Annotated in this window: 23 protein-coding genes; 10 read left to right on the forward strand and 13 right to left on the reverse strand. The window is 46.8% G+C overall.

Annotation, left to right across the window (positions count from 1 at the left end):
* Nucleotides 1–4: 4 nt before the first annotated feature.
* From purE to RDK53_RS00670, 3 genes are all read right to left on the reverse strand, one after another.
* On the reverse strand, nt 5–505 hold the full coding sequence (gene purE / locus RDK53_RS00660; RefSeq protein ID WP_308512812.1) for a 5-(carboxyamino)imidazole ribonucleotide mutase: 501 nt from the start codon (nt 503–505) through the stop codon (nt 5–7).
* Between the two features lie 62 nt (nt 506–567).
* Nucleotides 568–1,461, reverse strand: a complete 894-nt coding sequence (locus RDK53_RS00665; protein WP_308512813.1) for a phosphoribosylaminoimidazolesuccinocarboxamide synthase — start codon at nt 1,459–1,461, stop codon at nt 568–570.
* A 125-nt stretch (nt 1,462–1,586) separates the two neighbouring features.
* Complete coding sequence (locus tag RDK53_RS00670; protein ID WP_308512814.1) at nt 1,587–2,513, reverse strand: hypothetical protein; 927 nt, start codon at nt 2,511–2,513, stop codon at nt 1,587–1,589.
* A gap of 189 nt (nt 2,514–2,702) precedes the next feature.
* On the opposite strand from RDK53_RS00670, the gene RDK53_RS00675 reads away from it, so the two are divergent.
* Complete coding sequence (locus tag RDK53_RS00675; RefSeq protein WP_308512815.1) at nt 2,703–3,053, forward strand: hypothetical protein; 351 nt, start codon at nt 2,703–2,705, stop codon at nt 3,051–3,053.
* Here RDK53_RS00675 and thiE read toward each other — a convergent pair.
* The 3 genes from thiE to RDK53_RS00690 form a co-directional block, all read right to left on the reverse strand.
* Nucleotides 3,050–3,685, reverse strand: a complete 636-nt coding sequence (gene thiE, locus RDK53_RS00680) for a thiamine phosphate synthase (protein ID WP_308512816.1) — start codon at nt 3,683–3,685, stop codon at nt 3,050–3,052. The genes RDK53_RS00675 and thiE overlap by 4 nt on opposite strands.
* On the reverse strand, nt 3,678–4,472 hold the full coding sequence (gene thiM, locus RDK53_RS00685) for a hydroxyethylthiazole kinase (protein WP_308512817.1): 795 nt from the start codon (nt 4,470–4,472) through the stop codon (nt 3,678–3,680). The genes thiE and thiM overlap by 8 nt, the downstream gene beginning before the upstream one ends.
* 104 nt (nt 4,473–4,576) lie before the next feature.
* Complete coding sequence (locus tag RDK53_RS00690; protein WP_308512818.1) at nt 4,577–5,392, reverse strand: sulfite exporter TauE/SafE family protein; 816 nt, start codon at nt 5,390–5,392, stop codon at nt 4,577–4,579.
* 262 nt (nt 5,393–5,654) lie between these two features.
* On the opposite strand from RDK53_RS00690, the gene RDK53_RS00695 reads away from it, so the two are divergent.
* The gene (locus RDK53_RS00695; protein ID WP_304702799.1) at nt 5,655–6,602 is read left to right on the forward strand and encodes a LysR family transcriptional regulator; all 948 of its coding nucleotides are present in this window, start codon (nt 5,655–5,657) and stop codon (nt 6,600–6,602) included.
* A 3-nt stretch (nt 6,603–6,605) separates the two neighbouring features.
* On the opposite strand, the gene RDK53_RS00700 is transcribed toward RDK53_RS00695, so the two are convergent.
* Both RDK53_RS00700 and RDK53_RS00705 read right to left on the reverse strand, forming a co-directional pair.
* Entirely contained in the window at nt 6,606–7,508 is a 903-nt protein-coding gene (locus tag RDK53_RS00700) for a malonate decarboxylase subunit epsilon (RefSeq protein ID WP_308512819.1), read from the reverse strand.
* A 4-nt stretch (nt 7,509–7,512) separates the two neighbouring features.
* Nucleotides 7,513–8,133 (reverse strand): malonate decarboxylase holo-ACP synthase, encoded by a 621-nt coding sequence (locus RDK53_RS00705; RefSeq protein ID WP_308512820.1) that lies wholly within the window; start codon nt 8,131–8,133, stop codon nt 7,513–7,515.
* A gap of 244 nt (nt 8,134–8,377) precedes the next feature.
* Between RDK53_RS00705 and mdcA the strand changes: the two genes are divergently transcribed.
* The 7 genes from mdcA (at nt 8,378) to lgt (ending at nt 15,296) form a co-directional block, all read left to right on the forward strand.
* On the forward strand, nt 8,378–10,030 hold the full coding sequence (gene mdcA, locus RDK53_RS00710) for a malonate decarboxylase subunit alpha (protein WP_277040335.1): 1,653 nt from the start codon (nt 8,378–8,380) through the stop codon (nt 10,028–10,030).
* Nucleotides 10,030–10,872 (forward strand): triphosphoribosyl-dephospho-CoA synthase, encoded by an 843-nt coding sequence (locus tag RDK53_RS00715; RefSeq protein WP_308512821.1) that lies wholly within the window; start codon nt 10,030–10,032, stop codon nt 10,870–10,872. The genes mdcA and RDK53_RS00715 overlap by 1 nt, the downstream gene beginning before the upstream one ends.
* Nucleotides 10,873–10,882: 10 nt before the next feature.
* On the forward strand, nt 10,883–11,188 hold the full coding sequence (mdcC, locus tag RDK53_RS00720; RefSeq protein ID WP_277040328.1) for a malonate decarboxylase acyl carrier protein: 306 nt from the start codon (nt 10,883–10,885) through the stop codon (nt 11,186–11,188).
* Nucleotides 11,169–12,020, forward strand: coding sequence for a biotin-independent malonate decarboxylase subunit beta (locus tag RDK53_RS00725; RefSeq protein ID WP_374041545.1), 852 nt, complete (start codon nt 11,169–11,171; stop codon nt 12,018–12,020). Before mdcC ends, RDK53_RS00725 begins: the two co-directional genes overlap by 20 nt.
* Nucleotides 12,013–12,804, forward strand: coding sequence for a biotin-independent malonate decarboxylase subunit gamma (mdcE, locus tag RDK53_RS00730; RefSeq protein ID WP_308512823.1), 792 nt, complete (start codon nt 12,013–12,015; stop codon nt 12,802–12,804). The genes RDK53_RS00725 and mdcE overlap by 8 nt, the downstream gene beginning before the upstream one ends.
* Before the next feature lie 213 nt (nt 12,805–13,017).
* On the forward strand, nt 13,018–14,487 hold the full coding sequence (gene sbcB / locus RDK53_RS00735; protein WP_308512824.1) for an exodeoxyribonuclease I: 1,470 nt from the start codon (nt 13,018–13,020) through the stop codon (nt 14,485–14,487).
* Between the two features lie 14 nt (nt 14,488–14,501).
* On the forward strand, nt 14,502–15,296 hold the full coding sequence (gene lgt / locus RDK53_RS00740) for a prolipoprotein diacylglyceryl transferase (protein WP_308512825.1): 795 nt from the start codon (nt 14,502–14,504) through the stop codon (nt 15,294–15,296).
* Here lgt and RDK53_RS00745 read toward each other — a convergent pair.
* The 5 genes from RDK53_RS00745 to RDK53_RS00765 all read right to left on the reverse strand — a co-directional run bounded on the left by RDK53_RS00745 (nt 15,293) and on the right by RDK53_RS00765 (nt 18,477).
* Nucleotides 15,293–16,294 carry a 2Fe-2S iron-sulfur cluster-binding protein gene (locus RDK53_RS00745; protein ID WP_308512826.1) on the reverse strand — a complete coding sequence of 334 codons (1,002 nt, stop codon included), beginning with the start codon at nt 16,292–16,294 and terminating at the stop codon, nt 15,293–15,295. The two genes, lgt and RDK53_RS00745, sit on opposite strands and share 4 nt — an antisense overlap.
* Nucleotides 16,295–16,605: 311 nt before the next feature.
* Nucleotides 16,606–16,911: a hypothetical protein gene (locus RDK53_RS00750; RefSeq protein WP_308512827.1), complete on the reverse strand. Its 306-nt coding sequence runs from the start codon at nt 16,909–16,911 to the stop codon at nt 16,606–16,608.
* Nucleotides 16,908–17,105: a hypothetical protein gene (locus RDK53_RS00755; protein ID WP_308512828.1), complete on the reverse strand. Its 198-nt coding sequence runs from the start codon at nt 17,103–17,105 to the stop codon at nt 16,908–16,910. Before RDK53_RS00755 ends, RDK53_RS00750 begins: the two co-directional genes overlap by 4 nt.
* Nucleotides 17,106–17,155: 50 nt before the next feature.
* Nucleotides 17,156–17,962: a 4-hydroxy-tetrahydrodipicolinate reductase gene (dapB, locus tag RDK53_RS00760; RefSeq protein ID WP_308512829.1), complete on the reverse strand. Its 807-nt coding sequence runs from the start codon at nt 17,960–17,962 to the stop codon at nt 17,156–17,158.
* A complete protein-coding gene (locus RDK53_RS00765; RefSeq protein ID WP_308512830.1) occupies nt 17,959–18,477 on the reverse strand; it encodes an outer membrane protein assembly factor BamE in 519 nt (172 codons plus the stop codon). Before RDK53_RS00765 ends, dapB begins: the two co-directional genes overlap by 4 nt.
* A gap of 72 nt (nt 18,478–18,549) precedes the next feature.
* On the opposite strand from RDK53_RS00765, the gene fur reads away from it, so the two are divergent.
* Nucleotides 18,550–19,008, forward strand: coding sequence for a ferric iron uptake transcriptional regulator (gene fur / locus RDK53_RS00770; protein ID WP_308512831.1), 459 nt, complete (start codon nt 18,550–18,552; stop codon nt 19,006–19,008).
* Nucleotides 19,009–19,232 lie beyond the last annotated feature (224 nt).

The raw sequence follows: 19,232 nt of genomic DNA on the forward strand, positions 1-19,232 counted from the left end.
ATCCTTAAGCGGGAAGTTCCATTGCACGGGCTTTGGCGTTTTGTGCTTTGCGGAATTCAGCAAGCTTTTCGGCCAATCCCGGGCAAGTTGTGCCGAGAATCTCTACGGCAAAAAGGGCTGCGTTGGCTGCACCGGCCTCACCGATGGCAAATGTGCCGACAGGGACGCCTTTAGGCATTTGGACGATAGAGTACAAAGAGTCGACGCCCTTCAAATAACGGGAAGGGACGGGAACACCGAGAACCGGAAGCGTTGTTTTAGCGGCGAGCATTCCGGGCAAGTGAGCTGCACCGCCGGCACCGGCGATGATGACTTTAATGCCTCGTTCTCTGGCAGTTTCGGCATATTTGAACATTTCATCGGGCATACGGTGTGCGGAAACGACCTTTGCTTCGAAAGGCACATTGAAGTTTTTCAGCATTTCGACGGCGTTGCCCATGACTTCCCAGTCGGAGTTGGAACCCATCAAAACGCCTACTACCGGAGATTCAATTTTTTCTGACATGAATTTTTTCCTCTAGATAGCGACGAAGGCGCACGAGTGCGCCTTGTCTTCGAGACTCTAAATTAAGCTTCTACGCCTTCGCCTGTTAAGCGCTTCAAGGCTTCTTCATATTTTTCGCTGGTCTTTTGAAGAATTTCGGCCGGGGCTCTCGGAGCCGGGGCTTTCTTGTTCCACGGCTGAGTTTCAAGCCAATCCCGGATGAACTGCTTGTCGAAGCTTGGTTCAGACTGACCGACTTTATATTGATCAGCAGGCCAGAATCTGGAGCTGTCGGGAGTGAGAATTTCGTCCATCAAGACAACTGTGCCGTTTTCGTCCAAGCCGAATTCGAATTTTGTATCGGCAATGATGATGCCTTTAGTGGCAGCGTAATCAGCGGCTTTCTTATAAAGCTTCAAAGTATAGTCACGGATTTTTTCGGCAATTTCCGGACCGACCAATTCAACGACTTGTTCATAGGAGACGTTTTCGTCGTGATGGCCTGCTTCTGCTTTAGCTGCCGGAGTAAAGATTGGTTCAGGAAGTTTTTCGCTTTGCTTTAAGCCTGCGGGAAGCTTAACACCGCAGACTGTACCGTTTTGCTGGTATTCTTTCCAGCCGCTGCCTGCCAAATAGCCGCGGGCGACGCATTCAACGAGGATTGGTTTGAGTCTCTTAGCGACAACGGCACGTCCTTTAACCTGGTCTCTTTCTTCAGGAGCAACCACAGATTCAGGATCAATACCTGTCAAATGGTTAGGAACGATACCGTCCAATTCTTTGAACCAGAAGTCCGTTAATCCCGTGAGAATTTTTCCTTTGTTAGGAATAGGGTCGTCAAGAATCACGTCGAAAGCAGAGATTCTGTCGCTGGCTACGATCAAAAGTTTGTCTTCTCCGACAGCGTAGCTGTCTCTAACTTTTCCTCTATAGACTAAGGGGAGAGATTTGATAGAGGTTTTAACAATTTCGGCCATTTAAAGTCCTCGGTGGAATTGAAAATGACGGTAAAAAAAGTGCACCGTCTTTGGTGCACATTTTAATTAAACCAACTCGTCTATAACCAGCTCAAAGCTTTAAATTTCCGTTCTTTGCCGGCAAGTTACTGCTGTTTTACAAAGGCGCTTTGGGCAAGCAGGGCAAAGAAAGGCTGGACTTTCTGCATGGCTTCCTGAAGCTGAAGCTCGGTTTGTCCTGACGTCTTGGTGATTTCGGCGGCTAACAAAATCGTTTTGCCTTCGAGAGGAACGGCATAGTAGGTCACGGCGTTTTTAGACTCGGAAGTCACAGGATACTCCAGATATTTAATCTGAGAATTTTCCAATTTCTTTGCCGTGAGGCCCGGTTTGTCTTTTTCCAAACCAGCCATAATGCTGTCAACGGTTGCGCCCTCCGGAGTGCTGATTAGAGAGACTGCGTATGGGCCGTCGCCGGATTCGCTTCTCCATGTCATTAACGTGGTTCCGTTAGCATTCAGATCTTGGCTGACATCCCATGAAATCGGAAGCTGGAGGGTCAAAGGTGTTTCCAAGCCTTTGACTTGGACATTGACCATCTTGCGGTAACCGGCCTGCCATTCGTCCATCGGGTTTGGATAACGCATGGAGAGGAGGTAGGGGACGAGCGGATCGATAACTTTTTCTTCGGTACCGGCCTTGAAGTTGTTAATCCAAGCTTCCGCCTTATCCATTCTTTCTTTACTGAAAGTATCGTTCATCCATTTGGTGACTTGGTCTTTAGCTTCGCCGCCTTTCTCAAGTCCCTGCTGCCATTTTTCTTTAAATTGGTCTTTGATGCCGGGCCACTTCTCTTTCAACTCCTGAGAATACTTGTCGACTTCTCCCGGGGTTTTATCTGCCCAATTCTTTACGGTATCCGTTATGGAATCAAAGAAAGAGGTTGCTTTCTGGCCGAAGCTTTCTGCAGCAGGAGCATTTTGGACTGCTGCCGGCGCATCGGAAGCGGTTTGGGCCTGAACTGAAGAAAGTGCAGCGGCTGCAAGCACTGCAAGCAAAGTCTTCTGATACATAATAAAATTTCCTTTTTATTAATCGGATAAGAGAAGAGTACACGTTCTTGGCTGAAGCTTCGAAGTTCGACTCTCAAAAAGAACACTCCGAATCGTTTTTTGTTAAAGGTCTTTTCAATGGTTTTCCGCTGGCAAATTTGGTTTTTGATTTCTTTCCTGGCCGTGGCCTCCTGGAGTTTGTACAACTCTATGAATTCGTACGGAGAAGGAGAAGAACTGGGGCAAGCCAACTGGGAATATGCCGTCAAACAAGACTTTCCGTCCTTGGAAGCCTTCTGTCAGAAAAAAGGTTTAACCTCGACTGCAAAAGAACCTGCCGGTTATACCGCGGCTCCTTTTTCCGATGAAAATCCTTTGTTTTGTTCTCCGACTTTAGAGCAAGCAAAAGCTTCTTACGGGCTGTTTGTTCAAACTCAAGCAAGAAAAGCCAGCATTCGGCTGACTTTTCAGTTTATCGGCTGCTGGATAGCCATTCTTCTTGTCTGTTTCGGCGCGATGAAGTTCATCAACAGAAATCAGAACAAGAAGAAATCTAATTAATCACCGTCTTTGATTTCTTCCCGAAGCTTTTTGCTAGCTTCGTAGGGAGAAGCTGCTCCGCAGATAGCAGAGACGACAGCGATACCGTCTACGCCGGTCAGCATCGTCTCTTTAGCGTTAGACGCATTAATTCCGCCGATAGCCACTACCGGTAAGGAAGTTTGCTTTTTGAGTGCCTTGAGCTCTTGGAGCCCGATAGCTTTGCCGGCGTCCTTTTTAGTGGCCGTCGCAAAAACCGGACCGATGCCCAAATAGTCAACATCCTCGGTTACCGTCTGCATTTCTTCTTGGCTGCCGACGGAAAGACCGATGATGACATTTTTTCCCATCAGCCTTCTTACTTCATTCACAGGCAAATCTGCTTGACCCACATGAACACCGTCGGCTCGGCAAATTAAAGCGATATCGAGATGGTCGTCAATGATTAAAGGCACACCTGTTCCGCAAAGGGCCTTCTTTAACAGAAGAGCGGCATCAAGCTGTTTGCGTTTTTTCCATTCAGGGGCACGCAGCTGGACGACGGTGGCACCGCCGCGAACAGCTTCTAAGGCAGTTTCAACCATCTGTTCCGGTGTCGGACACAGAATGGCATCCAAAACCAGATATAAAGACAGATCGATTGGATTAGGCATTAAAGTCTTCCGGTTTTAAGTTGTACAGGGCGTCCAGGTAGGCGACATGGAAAGAACCGGGGCCGTGAGAGTCTGCCGCAGCTTTTTCGGAAGCCTTTTTAACATAGGCGCAGCAGGCGGCTGCAGCTTCAAGCTTGTTATCCGTGCTGCTGATGAAAGCGGCAATTAAAGTGGACAGAGAGCAGCCCGTGCCGACAACCTTCGTAATCAAGGGGTTCCCACCTTCAGCTGAATAGGTGGTAGTGCCGTCAGTGATATAGTCAGTTTTGCCGGTGACGACCACGATAGAAGAATAGTGTTCGGCCAATTCGACGGCAGCCTGAACGGCGGAATCAGAAGAGTCTGTACTATCTACGCCTTTTCCGCCTGAGCCTTGACCGGCGAGAAATTTGATTTCAGAAGCGTTGCCGCGAATTACGTCAGGACCGGTTCTCATCAATTCAAAGATGATTTTGTCACGCCAAACCAGCGACCCCGCAGCTACCGGATCCAAGACCCATGGTTTTCCTAATTCTCTGGCTTTTCGGGCGGCGGCTTTCATGATTTGGACGCGCATTGAAAACGGCGTTCCGACATTGATGGACAGACCATCGCAGATGCCGACAAAGTCTTCAGCTTCGCCTTCTCCGACAACCATAGCAGGAGAAGCGCCCGCAGCTAACAAAACATTTGCGGTAATTTCTTGGACTACTTCATTGGTCACACAATGAATCAAAGGATTCTTTCTTCTAAGGAGACTCAAATATTCAGCTACTGAAGAGCCGGGAATGAACTGGACAGCGGTCATTACTTTTAGCAGATTAAATAATAAAGCACCAAGTTTAAGGCTAAGTTTTTAATAAAAAACGAAACCGAGCAACCGGGTGCTTCAATTAGGTAGGCAGAAAACTTTTACCAGGCCAAATAGGCTTGTCTAAGCATATAAACGCAAAGGCAGCAAAGCAGGCAGGCAAAACATTTTTTGAGAGGCTTCACGTCGATAGAGTGGGCGACCTTTGCTCCGAGAGGGGCGAAAAGAACGCTTGGAATAGCCAAAGCGAATAAAGCCGGGATGCAGATATAGCCAATATCAACAGGCCATTGCGGAAGTCCTTGGACGTTCCATCCGCTGATGATGTAGCCCATGGTACCGAATAAAGCGATTGGAAATCCTAAAGCGGCGCTGGTTGCCACAGCATTGTGCATTTTGACATTGCACCAAATCATCCAGGGGACGGAAATGAAGCCGCCGCCGGCACCCACTAAGGCCGAAAGGATACCGATAATGGTACCGACAAATATGCGGCCGATATTTCCGGGAAGTTCTCTATCAGCTTTCGGACGCTTATTCATGAACATCTTGAAAGCAGAAAAACCGACGAAGCAGCTGAAAATCAGAGAGATCCAAAATGTAGAAAGCAGGCTGGCAATTTGCGCACCAAGGAGAGCGCCAAGCAAAATTCCCGGTGCAACGGATGCAACTACATTCCAAAGAACAGCTCCTCTTTTATGGTGAGCCCTAACTGAGGAAAGTGAAGTAAAAGTGATGGTTGCCAAGGAAGTAGCGATGGCAACATGAACAATATGATCTTGGGGAATGAGCGAAGCAGGGATGAGCATGATCAAGAAAGGCGTCATAATCATTCCGCCTCCGATTCCTAAAAGGCCTGCTAAAAATCCGGTGCAGCATCCTAGTGCAGCGAGGAGCGCAATTGTTTGTAATTCCACTTGAACCTCTTTTCTTGTGTAACTTGTGTCTTGGGAAAGTTTTAGTAATAGAAAACAAATCGGGAATATAACGCTTAGATACCGATGATTACAGGACTGAAAGGACAAGATTCGGGAAAAATCGGATTTCCTCTTTGCCTTCGAAGTGCTATCACCTCTTCTTGGAGCGGGTGAATTTTTGAAAAATCAGGAACTCGAAACCGGCTTTTGCTGTGCCGGTGTGTCGGCGCAGCTTCGCGATTGATAAATTTGGAAGGTATAGATGGATAAAGACTACTTTGAAGGTTTTCGGTTAAACGAAGAAATTACCTTAAGGAAGATAGAGATCTTTTTGTCTTTCATGGAGACGGGTAATTTGGGAAAAACAGCTGAAGCTTTAAATATGAGTTCGGTCAGTATTCATCGTGCACTTCATTCTCTGGAAGACGGTTTGGGCTGTCCGCTGTTTTCTCACCGCGGACGGCTCCTGCGTCCTTTGGAGACGGCCAAGCTTTTTCAATCTCATTGCCAAGAAGTAATCGATCATTTGACCCATGCGGTTGAACTCACAAAAATTGCGGGCGGCGTCGGCAGTCCCTTGGTGAAAGTAGGAACTTTATATTCTCTTACTATCCGTACACTTCCGCATTTGATTAATGCTTCGAAACTGCGCCGCCCGGGAATTGAATTTGAATTAACGATGGGTTCAAATGAGAAGCTGTTGTCTAAGCTTGACAGAAACGAGCTTGACCTCATTGTCATTGCTTTAGATGAGCAAAGTGATTTGCCAAGTCATTTTGAAATCCTGCCCCTTTTTGTTGATGAACTATTTCTCGCCACTCCTGCCTGGATGAAAATCCACACTCAAGAGGCGGTTCCTTTGTCTGCCTTTGAAAACGAACGGTTCATCACTTTGGCACCGGGCTTTGCCACGTATGAAGATTTTCGACAGCTGTTTAAGAAGGCTGATATTGCCCCTAAACACATAACCGAAGTTAAGGACATTTTCTCTGCATTGAGTTTAGTAAACGCAGGCGTCGGGGTTTCCATTCTTCCAGGAAGAATGGCTGCAGTTTATCCGGATACCGTTAAATTTATTCCGCTTCAGCCTCCATGCCGCAGAAGCCAATCCATCACAATGGTATTTAAGCGCAGCAGACAGCATGAGCCGAATATCTTAGCCTTGGTAGCCGAAGGAAGAATGTTTGCACGAAGTCTAAGAAACAAATAGGCCTTACTGCATAAATTCGAGCTGATCGAAGATTTCTCCCACTCCCATGGTTTGGGCGCTGACGCATAAACTTTCCAAGAAAGCTTTTTTAGTTAGTCCCGTCAACGTTTCTCCGGGAGGCATTTCAATTGCAACATTGCAGCCTCTTTGGAAAACACTGACCATCGCTTCATGCCATTGGGTTCGGCGGCACATATTAAAGAGAAGATCTTCTTTGAGTTTTGCGGGATCAAAAATCGCCCGGCCGGTAGAGCAGCTGATGTAAGTAATGCGGGGTCTGGACAACTCTACCTTGGAGAATTCTTCTGCTAAGGCGTTTGCGGCGCCGTTAAGAAGTTCACAATGTGAGGGAACCGTAATCTTAATGCGGACGCATTTGACTGCCCCTGCTTTTAGGGCGACTGCAGAGGCATTGCTCATGTTTTCATCGCTGCCCGCTATAACGATTTGATCTTCTGCGTTGTAATTGGCGATGAAGCATCCGGTATCAGTACAAATTTGCTCAACCGTTCCTAAAGTCAATCCGACGACGGCAGTCAAACCGTATCCGGTTGGATAGGCTTCCTGCATCAGGGTTCCTCTTCTATAAACCATCTTTAACGCGGTTTGCATCGACAAAGCGCCTGCTATCACAGCGGCGGGAAAGGCGCCGATGGACAGTCCCGCAGTAAAGGACGGTTTTAGACCTTTTTGAATGAAGTCATTGGCCCAACTGACGCCGCAAATAAGCAGGGCAGCCTGAACATTGGCATTGTGTTGGAGCGCATCTTCGGTTGTGAGTTCATTTAAGCTTTTGTTCAAGGTTCGGACGCAGAGATCTTCGTAGAAATCACGATTTGCAATCCCGTCTAGCATGCCGGGATACTGAGAACCTTGACCTGGAAAAGAGAAGAGGATTTTACGCATAAGATCACCAAGGATTATCGGTTAAGAGCGGACCGGTATTTGTTTTAAGAAGAACCTTCTTCGATTTAAGCCACTCTTTATAAGAGAATCCGCCTTTAGAAGTTTGAATCTGAATATCAAGTTGGAATTTGGGCGTCAGAATCCAAGATTTCAACGAAGCTAAACACTTCAGCTCTTCTTCATTATTGGCTCTGACAACTAAATCAATATCGCTTGTGTCTCGAAAATATTGCCTTCCGACCGCTAAAGAAAAACCGAAAGAACCTGAAACTCCCCATTTCACTGAATTTTTTAGTTCTTCATTTGCTTGAATAAATTCTGAGAATTCCTTTAAATAGTCGATCTGGGAAGACTGAAGGTGGGTCGATGATAGAAGTGCAACTGCGTCTTCCGGAGAGAATTTCTTTAAGACATCCTGACTTGAAATAAAACTACCGTATCGTTGACGTCTCTGCGTTCCTCGGAAACCGACCGGAATTTTTTCTAATGAGAAGAAGTCTCGTCTGACAACGCATGGAAGACCTTCTTTTATCGAATCTTGCGCCCAGGCGGGTGCATCATCCGGCAGAAGAGTCTGCGGACGCAGAAAAAGAAGATCGTGCGGAAGAAAAGCTTTGAGGTTCATGCCGTTAATGATAAAGGAGTCTGAGAAAACGGTCAGATTCAAAATAAATAAAGTGAAACGGTTATTGAAACGAAAGTTAATCTCGATAATTCTTTAAAAACATATGGTTAAGATGAATTAAAAGGGTTTTGAATCAAAAAATTCATTAAATTAAAGTTAATGAAGTGACGTGAATACTTATTGAAAGAGGCAGCCTGAATTTTCATAATTTAGAAAAGCAATCACATTCCCAAAGGAGCAATAAATGCAGTTTGGCTCAGAGCCTAAAATTTGGGACAAACGCCGCCGCTTGAAAAAAGAGCGGCTGTCCCGCTTAAAACAAGACGGTAAGGTTATTCCAACTGAAAATATCGTTGCAGCCTTAGAGGCCGTTATTGAACCAGGCAACAAGGTCGTTCTTGAAGGTAATAATCAGAAACAGGCAGATTTTCTCGCTAGATCTTTGTGCGAAGTCAATCCGGATAAAGTCCATGATCTGCACATGATTATCCCTAGCATGAGTCTTCCGGAACATTTGGACGTGTTTGAAAAAGGCATCGCCAGAAAGTTAGATTTTTCCTACTCCGGCGCACAAAGCCTTAGAACTTCACAGCTTCTTGAAGACGGTGCATTGGAAATCGGTGCCGTTCATACTTATATCGAACTTTATTCCCGTCTCTACGTCGATCTCATCCCCGATGTTGTATTGGTTGCTGCTTATGCTGCTGACAGAGAAGGCAATCTCTACACCGGCCCGAGCACGGAAGATACCCCAGCACTGCTCGAAGCCGCAGCTTTCCATGACGGCATCGTGATTGCCCAGGTCAATGAGATTGTTGACGATCCGAAAGACTTGAGACGCGTTGATATTCCAGGTTCTTGGGTTGATTTAATCGTGAAGAGCGATAAGCCCTTCTTTATTGAACCGTTGTTTACCCGCGATCCGCGCCAGATTAAGAACCAACATGTTTTGATGGGGATGATGGCCTTGAAGGGGATCTATGGGCGCCACATGGTTCAGTCTTTGAACCATGGTATCGGTTTTAATACGGCAGCTATTGAACTTCTTCTTCCTACTTACGGTGAAGAACTGGGTCTTAGAGGCAAGATTTGCAAAAACTGGTGCTTGAATCCGCATCCGACGCTAATCCCGGCTATTGAAAGCGGCTGGGTTGAAAGCGTTCACTCATTCGGCGGTGAGCTCGGCATGGAAAAATACATGGCTGCACGCCCGGATGTATTCTTTACCGGCGCTGACGGAAGTATGCGTTCTAACAGAGCTTTCTGCCAAATGGCCGGCCAATATGCAGCCGACATGTTTATCGGCTCCACTCTGCAGATTGATGCTGAAGGCAACTCCTCTACCGTTACCAAGGGACGCTTATCGGGTTTCGGCGGAGCTCCGAACATGGGCCACGATCCTCACGGAAGACGGCATGCCACAAAAGCATGGCTTGACATGATCAAAGAACCAAGTCCAACTGCCCGCGGCCACAAGCTGGTTGTTCAGATGGTTGAAACATTCCAGGCTAAGGCTAAACCGACATTCGTCGAAAACTTGGAAGCCGTTCAGGTTGCTAAGGACGCCGGAATGCCTCTTGCCCCGATCATGATTTACGCTGATGACGTCACTCATCTTCTGACAGAAGAAGGAATCGCTTATCTGTACATGGCTGATTCCATGGAAGAGAGGAAGAAGATGATTGCGGCAGTCGCAGGCATTACCGATATCGGTCTCAGAGCAAACCCGAAGGATGTCGAAAAACTGCGTCAGTCCGGTAAGGTGGCCTTCCCATCTGATTTGGGAATCGATAAGTCCAGAGCTACCCGCTCCATGCTTGCAGCCAAGAGCATTGCTGATTTGGTTGAGTGGTCCGGCGGTTTGTATGAACCACCGGCAAAATTCCGGAGCTGGTAATGAATTCTTCCTTCTCTGATCTTCACTTTCTGGCTGCAAATGCTTCTTTAGCTTTGATAGAAGAAGCGTTCTTGGCCCCTAAGCCCGGATTAGTAGACAGGAGAAGCAGCGGCAGCCATTCCGATATGGATTTGACCTTGATGGAGAGGTCCGCTCAGTGTCTCGAACCCTTCTTCCTGGAGATGGCAAAAGTCTCTTGGGGAAGGGAAGTTGATGCGGTTCTTCGAGAAGAGATTGGCCTTATCGGCAGAGAGGCGGAAGCCCAGATGCTTTCTGTGACCGGAGGCGTGAATACGCACAAAGGAGCAATCTGGTCGTTAGGACTTTGCAGTTCCGTTCTGGCATCGCATCAGATGAATACGTCAAAGAGACGATTCTTCCAAGACATTGCCAAATTGGCCTCCACCGAAGACAGAAAGGCATCCTCTCATAAACCGACACACGGTCAAACGGTTAAGCAGCTTCATGGCTTGACGGGAGCAAAAGAAGAAGCTCAGGGAGGTTTCCCTCATATTGTCTATGCTTCCTTACCGATGCTTCATCATTCTCGCAAGAGAGGCTGTTCGGAAGAAAGCGCCAGAATCAACAGCCTGCTGGCTTTGACGGCTTCTCTTAATGACACTTGCGTTGCCTACCGGGGAGGAAAGGAAGCTCTCCGAGGGCTGCAGAAAAAGAGCCGTGAGTTTCTTCAGGCCGGAGGCTTTGAAAGTAAAGACGGAGAAAGAATACTGGAAGAACTTGATGTCTGGAGCAGAGCGCGGAGAGTCTCTCCCGGAGGCGCCGCGGATCTGCTGGCTACCACATTGTTTATAGATAAATTTAGTTCAATTAGGATTAATTAGGTCGACTATTATGGAAAAAGTTACCTTAACCCTTCAGGCGCCGAAGACATTGGATAAGAACGTCCAATTACAAAACGGCGTAGTGAGTTCGGGCGATCTGGAAGTAGTGTTTGAATCTTCTGACGGCGATACTTTGACCGTGATTATTAAGAGTTCTGTAGATAACAGTGCAGAACGCTGGAAGGCATTATTTTCCCGCATCCAACAATTCAATTCGCTGCCTGCAGGCCGCATGCTGATTAACGATTTCGGAGCATCTCCCGGAGTTGTGCGCTTAAGAGTTGAACAAGTTTTAGATGAGGCCGAACATGCATAACAAAGAGAGTTTTATTGAATTAGGCGCTCGTCAAAGAGCTAAAGCCATTTTAGATTCCGGTTCATTCCGTGAAATTCTCGGACCCTTTGACGGCGTGGAATCTCCGTGGTTGGAACCGCAAGGGATCGTTCCTCAATCAGATGACGGCATGGTCATTGCTAAGGGAACAATCCAGGGAAAGAACGCCGTTGTCGTTGCTATCGAAGGCTCTTTCCAGGGCGGAAGCATGGGCGAAGTCTCGGGCGCAAAAATGGCGGCGGCCATTGACTTAGCAGCAGAAGACTGCTTGGCAGGCAAACCGACTACCGTGGTGCTGTGCCTAGAGACCGGCGGAGTACGTCTGCAGGAAGCCAACTTAGGTCTGGCCTCCATCGCAGATATTCATGCTGCAATTGTCAGAGCAAGAGAAGTTACACCGGTTATCGGCGTTATAGCCGGCACCGTCGGATGCTTCGGCGGTATGTCTATTGCAGCCGCATTGTGCAGCTACCTTGTGGTGACCAAAGAAGCTCGTCTTGGTTTAAACGGCCCTCAGGTAATTGAGCAGGAAGCCGGCATCCGTGAGTACAACTCTAAAGACAAACCGTTTATTTGGCAGATGACTGGCGGTGAAGTCAGATCCAGATGCGGCTTTGTGGAAAAATTAGTTAAAGATGATGTTCCGGAAATCAGAAAGGCCGTTGAAGAATGTGCAGAAAAGGGCGTTCCCGAACATTTCAGGACCGGATGTATTGATTATTTCTTAGAAAAACTTTCTGCCTATGACACTGCCGAGCAAGCTCAGCCGGGAACCGCCGAAAAACTCTATGAAGGAGGATTTAAACATGACTAATGCAAAAAGCCGCGGTGCCGTTTGGTTAGAGAAGCTTGCGCCGGCCGGCGTCCCATTCCTTCCTTTGGTAGATTCCGTCAAGGCAGTAGAACAGGACGGTGTGATTTATGTCGCGGTCGTCCCTGATCCGAATAATCATTATCCTCGTGCCAGAACCGGAGAAGTCGGACTTTTAGAAGGCTGGACTTTGGCTAAAACCATCAGCACCATCGTTAAGGAAGATGCTGATAAGGCAGAAAAGCGTCCAATCGTTGCTATTGTTGACGTAACCAGCCAGGCTTACGGCAGAAGAGAAGAAGCCTTCGGCATTCATCAGGCTTTAGCCGGCTCGGTAGCGGCTTATGCTAAGGCGCGTGAGGCCGGTCATCCGATTGTTTCCTTGATTGTAGGAAAAGCGATGTCAGGGGCCTTCTTAGCTCACGGCTACCAAGCCAACCGTATTTTGGCCTTAGACGATCCTAAAGTTTTAATTCATGCGATGGGCAAAGAATCCGCCGCCAGAATTACACTGCGCAGCGTAGCCGAACTTGATAAGTTTGCCGCCAAGGTTCCTCCGATGGCCTATGACATTAAGCACTATGCGGAATTAGGTCTCTTGGAAAAACTTCTCAAGGTTTCGTCTGCTGACGATCCGAGTGAAGCAGATGTTAAACAGGCAGCAGACGAAATTGCAGCTGCCATTCAGAAGGCTAAAGAAAGTCCGCGTGATCTCAGAAATCGCTTGGGCAGTCCGAACCGTAAAGCAACATCAGAAGTCAGACGCTTAGTCAAAGAAGCTTGGTAAAAAATCCTTTCTTTCTTAGCTAGAACACTCAGTCATTTCTTTTTGAGGCTGAGTGTTTTTTTGCATATTAACAATGCGGCGAAATGAGATCACTCTTTTCTTCTCTTAATCAAAATTTCATTTTGACGTTAAAATCTTCTATTTGATATCGAAAAACAGCAATAGACGCGCATAAGGACGGACACCTGAGTTGCGCGGAAAGTGGAGAAATAAATGGCCCAGGAAGGCACAGCATCAGACGTAACTTTTTATTGGTACGACTACGAAACTTTCGGTACCGATAAGAAACGGGACCGGCCTGCGCAGTTCGGCGGTTTCAGGACGGACGCAAACTTCCGCCGCAAAAGCAAGGATATGCTGATTTACTGTTCTCCTGCCGATGACTATCTTCCGCACCCGGAAGCGTGTCTTTTAACGGGGATTACGCCTCTTATGTGTCTAACGGAAGGCGAGCCCGAGGCTGTTTTTGCCAACAAAATTTATAAAGAGTTTAAAGAACCGAATTCTATTGTTCTCGGCTATAACAATTTAAAGTTTGATGATGAAGTCAGCAGATTCATGTTCTGGAGAAATCTCATCAACCCGTATGACAGGGAGTTCGGAGAAGGACGCGCCAGAATGGATATGTTTACCGTGATTAAAGCGCTTTATGCCTTTAAACCGGGAACCTTGAATTGGCCGCATAAAGAAAACGGTTCCGTTTCGATGAAGCTCGAAGAGCTGACCAAGGCAAACGGCTTAGTCCACGACCATGCTCACGATGCTTTGTCTGATGCGCGGGCAACGGCTTTACTGGCCAAGAAGATTAAAGATACGGAGCCGAAGTTTTGGGATTACGCCGTCAGTTTGTCTAATAAAGAGAATGTGCAGAAATTGCTGGACTCTCAGACCGCCCTCTTAGCTGTCGCCGATTATTCCATTCCCGCGACAAAGAACCTGCGTTTGCTTTTCCCGATTCTGAAATCAGGCAAAGAATATTTATGCTGGGATTTAACTGCCGATCCGGCTGAACTGCCGCAGCTTAAAGATTCAGATTTAGAAGCCAGAACGAATTTAACTGCAGAAGATAGGGAAGCGGGCAAAAAGCCTCTTCCGTTTGTGAGCCTCTCAGCCAATAAATATCCTTTTGTCGTCAAAGCCTCTCCCTTCTATAAAAACGAATTTGAACAGATGTTCGGCATAAGCCGAACAGAACTGGCAGAGAGAACAAAATTCTTAAAAGAGATGGATAAAAGTTTTGTCAGCAATCTTTATTTGAAGCTCAACGAAATTCGTCGGGAACATTTCGAAGGAACTCAACCGAAGGATGAAGATATTGAAACGGCACTTTATTCCGGCGGTTTTGTCGGCGATCAAGACAGAAGAGTTCTTGATGAGCTCAGAGCAATGAATGAGTTTGAATTGTCCGAGAAATCTTTAACCAAAGATTTTCAGTACAAAGGCATGGATAAGTTAATCCGCCGCTTTATTTCCAGGAATTATCCGGAAGCGATGACCGAGCAGGATTCTGCGGATTGGTATTTATATAAATCTCAGCATTTGATTCGCGGGGCAAACGGCAGCCGAACCTTTGAAGAGTATTTCAAACTTCTTGATGAACTTGCTGAAAGACCCAACGTCAATATGGAACTCATTGAGGAACTGAGAGAGTACGGAGAAGGTCTTCAAGAAGATTTACAGTAAAGGAACAATCCGCGATGTTAGTGCACCCAGAATTTGATCCTATTGCCTTCCATATCGGCTCATTCGGCATTCATTGGTACGGTTTGATGTACCTTATCGGATTTGCGCTTTTTTATACCCTCGGTCTCTATAGAAGCCGCCAGGCTTGGCGAGACATTACCAAAGAAAACCTGGAAGACCTGTTATTTCTTGGAATGATCGGCGTCATTCTCGGCGGACGACTGGGGTTCGTTCTTTTTTATCAGCCGGAATACTACTTCAGTCATCCGCTGCAAATTTTTGCGGTCTGGCAAGGCGGCATGAGTGCACACGGCGGTTTTATCGGCGTGATTTTAGCTATCTGTTATTTTGCCTGGCGCAAAAAGAAGTCTCCTTTGACTGTCGGAGATTTTGTTGCACCGCTGGTTCCGCTGGGTTTTTTCTTCGGTCGTTTAGGAAACTTCATCAACGGGGAATTGTGGGGAAGGGCTGCGGATCCGAATTTTCCGTTAGCGATGATTTTTCCTCAAGCAGAAGACAACATTCCGCGTCATCCTTCGCAGCTCTATGAGGCTACCGCTGAAGGCTTGATTTTATTTTTGATTGTTTGGATTTATTCGATTAAACCAAGGCCGAGAGGCGCTGTTTCCGGGCTGTTTTTCCTGGTTTATGGGGTTGGCAGATTTATCGTTGAGTTCTTCAGAGAACCCGACAGCTATCTCGGACTGCAGGCACTGTCCTTGTCGAGAGGACAGTGGCTGTGTATTCCTTTGATTGCTGCCGGCATCGGTTTGATGGCCTATGCCTACCTTAAGAAAGAGAAGGCTTAACCGCCGAAAGCATCAGAGAAGGTGCGGTCTTCTTTGAGGCCGCATCTGACAAACAAGTAGTCAGTGACGGAGTTAACCATCGGTGTGCTTCCGCACAAATAAGCATCGCAGTCAGTGAAGTCGCCGATAATTTCAGCAGCGTGCTTGGTGATTCTGCCCTTGAGTCCGGGCCAGTTTTCATCTTTGGAGACGACCGGATAGAACTTAAAGGCCGGATAGCTTTCTGCTAAAGATTCCAGTTCAGATAAGAATGCCAAATCCTTGGCGTGACGAACACCCCAGAAGAGAGAAATATCTCTGCCTTCCAAGTCATCGTTAGCTTTAAGTGTACGAAGAATGCTCATTACCGGAGCAATTCCTGTGCCTGTTACTAAGAAGACGGCTTTCTTATCTTTCGGAGTATTAAAAGTGAAAGTTCCGAACGGTGCTTCTGCTTTCAGGACGTTGCCTTCCTTGACGGCACCGTTGAAGAGAAGTCCTGTGAATAAGCCGTTGCTGACATGACGAATGTAAAGGTCAGCTGTAGTTTGCTGAACAGCCGGAGAGGCAAAAGAGTAGCTTCTGGAATCGCCGTTGGGCAAAAGAATATTGATGACCTGACCGGCCTCAAAGTCGAATTTCTGACCGTCAACGCGTTCAATGGTCATGCTCAGGATATCGTCGCTCACTTTAACGATCTTGACAATTTTTACATCGAACTGTTTTGCTGATTTCTTTGTTCTTCTGGCGTTTTTAGCTTCGATTACAAGGTCAGTTGCCGGGACCGCGGTACAAAGAAGAATCATGCCGTTTTTCTTATCTTCTTCAGTCAGGGCAAGAGGCGTTTTTGAGTAGCTGACTTCGCCGGTGCACAATTTGCTCTTGCAAGCACCGCAAGCACCCATTCTGCAGCCTAAAGTCAGTAAGACTCCATTTTTTTCAGCAGCTTGGCTGATGGTTTCTCCATCTTCGGCTGCAAAAATAATATTGGAATCTGCAATTTGAATTTTATGAGACATATTAGTCACTTATCATGCAAAAAATAAACGCTCTGGATTATACCAAAGCGTTTGTTAGGTCCCCCGCTTGAACCGTCCGACTTGTGTCCTGAACCGAAGGTTCAGGGTGGACGCCTCTGACTAGTCTTAGGAGCAGCAGCGCGTGCCGCTCAACAGAGAGGAAGCCAAGTTAGCATCCATACGATTTAGTATTGGTTCAAAGAACAACCAGTCGCTAATCGTATTCCGCAGGGGATGGATGTATTGTATGAGTGAAACTTTTAGAAGTAAATAGATGAAGCCTCTAATTGAGCTTTTGATAACTTTTGGTTTCAGTATGACTGGGAGCGCTTGAGTGTATCCTGGCAGAAAACCAGGAGTGATTCGAGCTTCTTTTCAACATCCGGGGGCACGGCTGCAGGCGTTGAATCTCTTGAATAAATGAGCTGAAGAATGGCGTAAAGCAAGATGCGGGTTTGCTTATTGGGAGTGAGGACGAGGTCTTTACCTTGATTTACATTTCGAACTGCTTGATTAATTTCGTTTACAGCTTTTTCGATTAACGGCAGGTCTCCCGGCTCCAGCTGGAGAGCGAGCTGAACGCCTTGGATGTTGAATGTTTTAGGTACGGAACTCATGAGGTTTTCTTGGCTGACTCAATGATGGAATCGATCTTCTTAATGTTGGCGTTGATATCCTGTACAGCGATATCGATTTTTTCCCGCAGCGAGACTATCTCATCATTTTGTTTTTGAATTTCGATACTCTGTCTTGCAGCTTTTTCAAACAGTCTTTGGTTTTCCAGCTGCAGCTGCTGGAGGCGGATAGCCATTTGGTGGACCGCCTCCTCCAGTTTCCGGACCGTGTCAGAAACCATCAGGATTAGTTATCCTTTAAGCCAAGAACGTCGGCCATGTTGTAGAGGCCGTTCTGCTTACCGATTAAAAATGCTGCGGCTTTTAAAGCTCCCTGAGCGTAGCCTTCACGGGAAGCAGAAAGGTGAGCGATTTCGATTCTCTCGCCTTTACCGGCAAAGATAACGCGGTGGTCGCCTACCACATCGCCGCCGCGAAGAACGGCAAATCCGATGGAACCTTTAACGCGGGGACCGGTGTGTCCGTGACGAGCCCATTGAGCAACATCTTCAAGTTTCTGTCCGCGGGCTTCAGCGATTACACGGCCCATTTCAACGGCGGTACCGCTTGGAGCGTCAACCTTGCGGTTGTGATGCATTTCCACGATTTCACAATCGTAATCCGGCATGAGCTTAGCTGCTTCAGCAAGGAGTTTGAAAGTAACATTTACTCCGGTGCTCATGTTCGGAGCAAAAGCGATTGGGATGACTTTAGCGGTTTCATCGATCAGATTTTTCTGTTCGGCAGAAAAACCCGTGGTACCGATAACCATTGCTATTTTGTCCTCACCGCAGACTTTGAGGTAACCGACGGTTCCTTCCGGCCGAGTAAAGTCAATCAGAACTTGAGCTCCGGAGGTTTTAAGGCAAGCTGTATCAGCTGTGATTTTTACGTTGCTTTCTTTTCCTAAAAAAGCAGCAGCATCCTGTCCGATAGAAGAAGAGCCGGCATGATCCAATGCAGCTACAAGTTCGAATTCGGGATTATTTATGACCGCTTCGATGAGCATTTTGCCCATTTTGCCGCTGGCCCCTGAGATTGCGGTTTTAATCATTGTTGAGCTTCCTTATCAGTGGAGGAGACTGATGAATCTTGTTCTTGGATTACAGGTTGAGCCTGTGCAGAAGAGTCTGCAGCAGCCTCTTTTTCTTTTTTCATGTCCTCGTTACGCTTGATGGAGCTTTCACGGGCTCTTTCGCCCAAGATCATGAGGTCGGCGTCGGTTTCGTCCGGCATTTTGTCGGCCTTGAAGCTTTCGACTCTTCCGTCCTCATCGAAATACACCTGAAGTTTACGGATCTGTGTTTCTCCGATTCTCGGATTCAGGTAATAGATGTAGTCCCATTCATTTTTGTGGAAAGAGCTGATCAGGGTCGGTGTTCCAAGAAGAAAGATTACCTGATTTTTAGTCATACCCTCATGAAGAGACTCGAGCATTTCGCTAGTCACCACGTTTCCCTGATGAACGTCAGGGCGGTATGGTTTCAAATAACCCGGAAGGCTGTCAGTAGAGCAACCGCTAATTAAACATACGGATGAGATAGCCGCAACTGCAAAAAATCGTTTCATGAGTTGAATTTAATGGACAATATAGTAACAGGCTGTATGATAGCTAACTAAGGATAGAAATGGAAAGGCTAAATGATAAAGAAAACATTCAATCCGGCAAATCCCTTTGATCTTAAAGATCTAGGATTGAAGGCGACCGGCCCAAGATTAAAAATTTTAGATCTTTTTATTAAGAACGCAGACTCCGGTAAGAAACGCCATATGAGTGCCGAGGAGGTTTACCGTACTCTCGTTCAAGAAGGCGAAGATGTCGGCTTAGCGACGGTATACCGCGTACTGGCACAGTTTGAAACTGCCGGTATTCTTGTACGCCGTACTTTTGATAAAGACAACGCTTTATTTGAGCTTAACGACAATCATCATCACGATCATTTGATTTGCGTCAGCTGCGGCAAAGTCGAAGAGTTTGTGGATCCGGAGATTGAAGAAAAGCAAAAAGAGATTAGCAAGAAACACGGTTTCAGTTTAGTGCATCACTCTATGGCTCTGTACGGACTATGTGCAGACTGCCAGAAGAAAGAAGCCAAGTAAAAAGTCAAAATAACATTCTTTGATTTGCAGAAAAATTAGAGGGGCGGGGAGGAGAGTAGTCTTCTAACGCCTCTCCAATTTTATGAGATTGAATATTCCTCTCATCAAAAGAGTTCAGCTTCCGGCAAAATAGTCGAGAACTTCTCAACGTGCGGGCCTAGAGCACAACGGAATGTGAGCTCTCAGAAAAAGATCTGACAATGCTCAGAAATTCTTCCAATCGG

Source organism: uncultured Turicimonas sp. (genome assembly GCF_902477955.1).
In the GTDB taxonomy this organism is placed as follows: Bacteria; Pseudomonadota; Gammaproteobacteria; order Burkholderiales; family Burkholderiaceae_F; genus Turicimonas.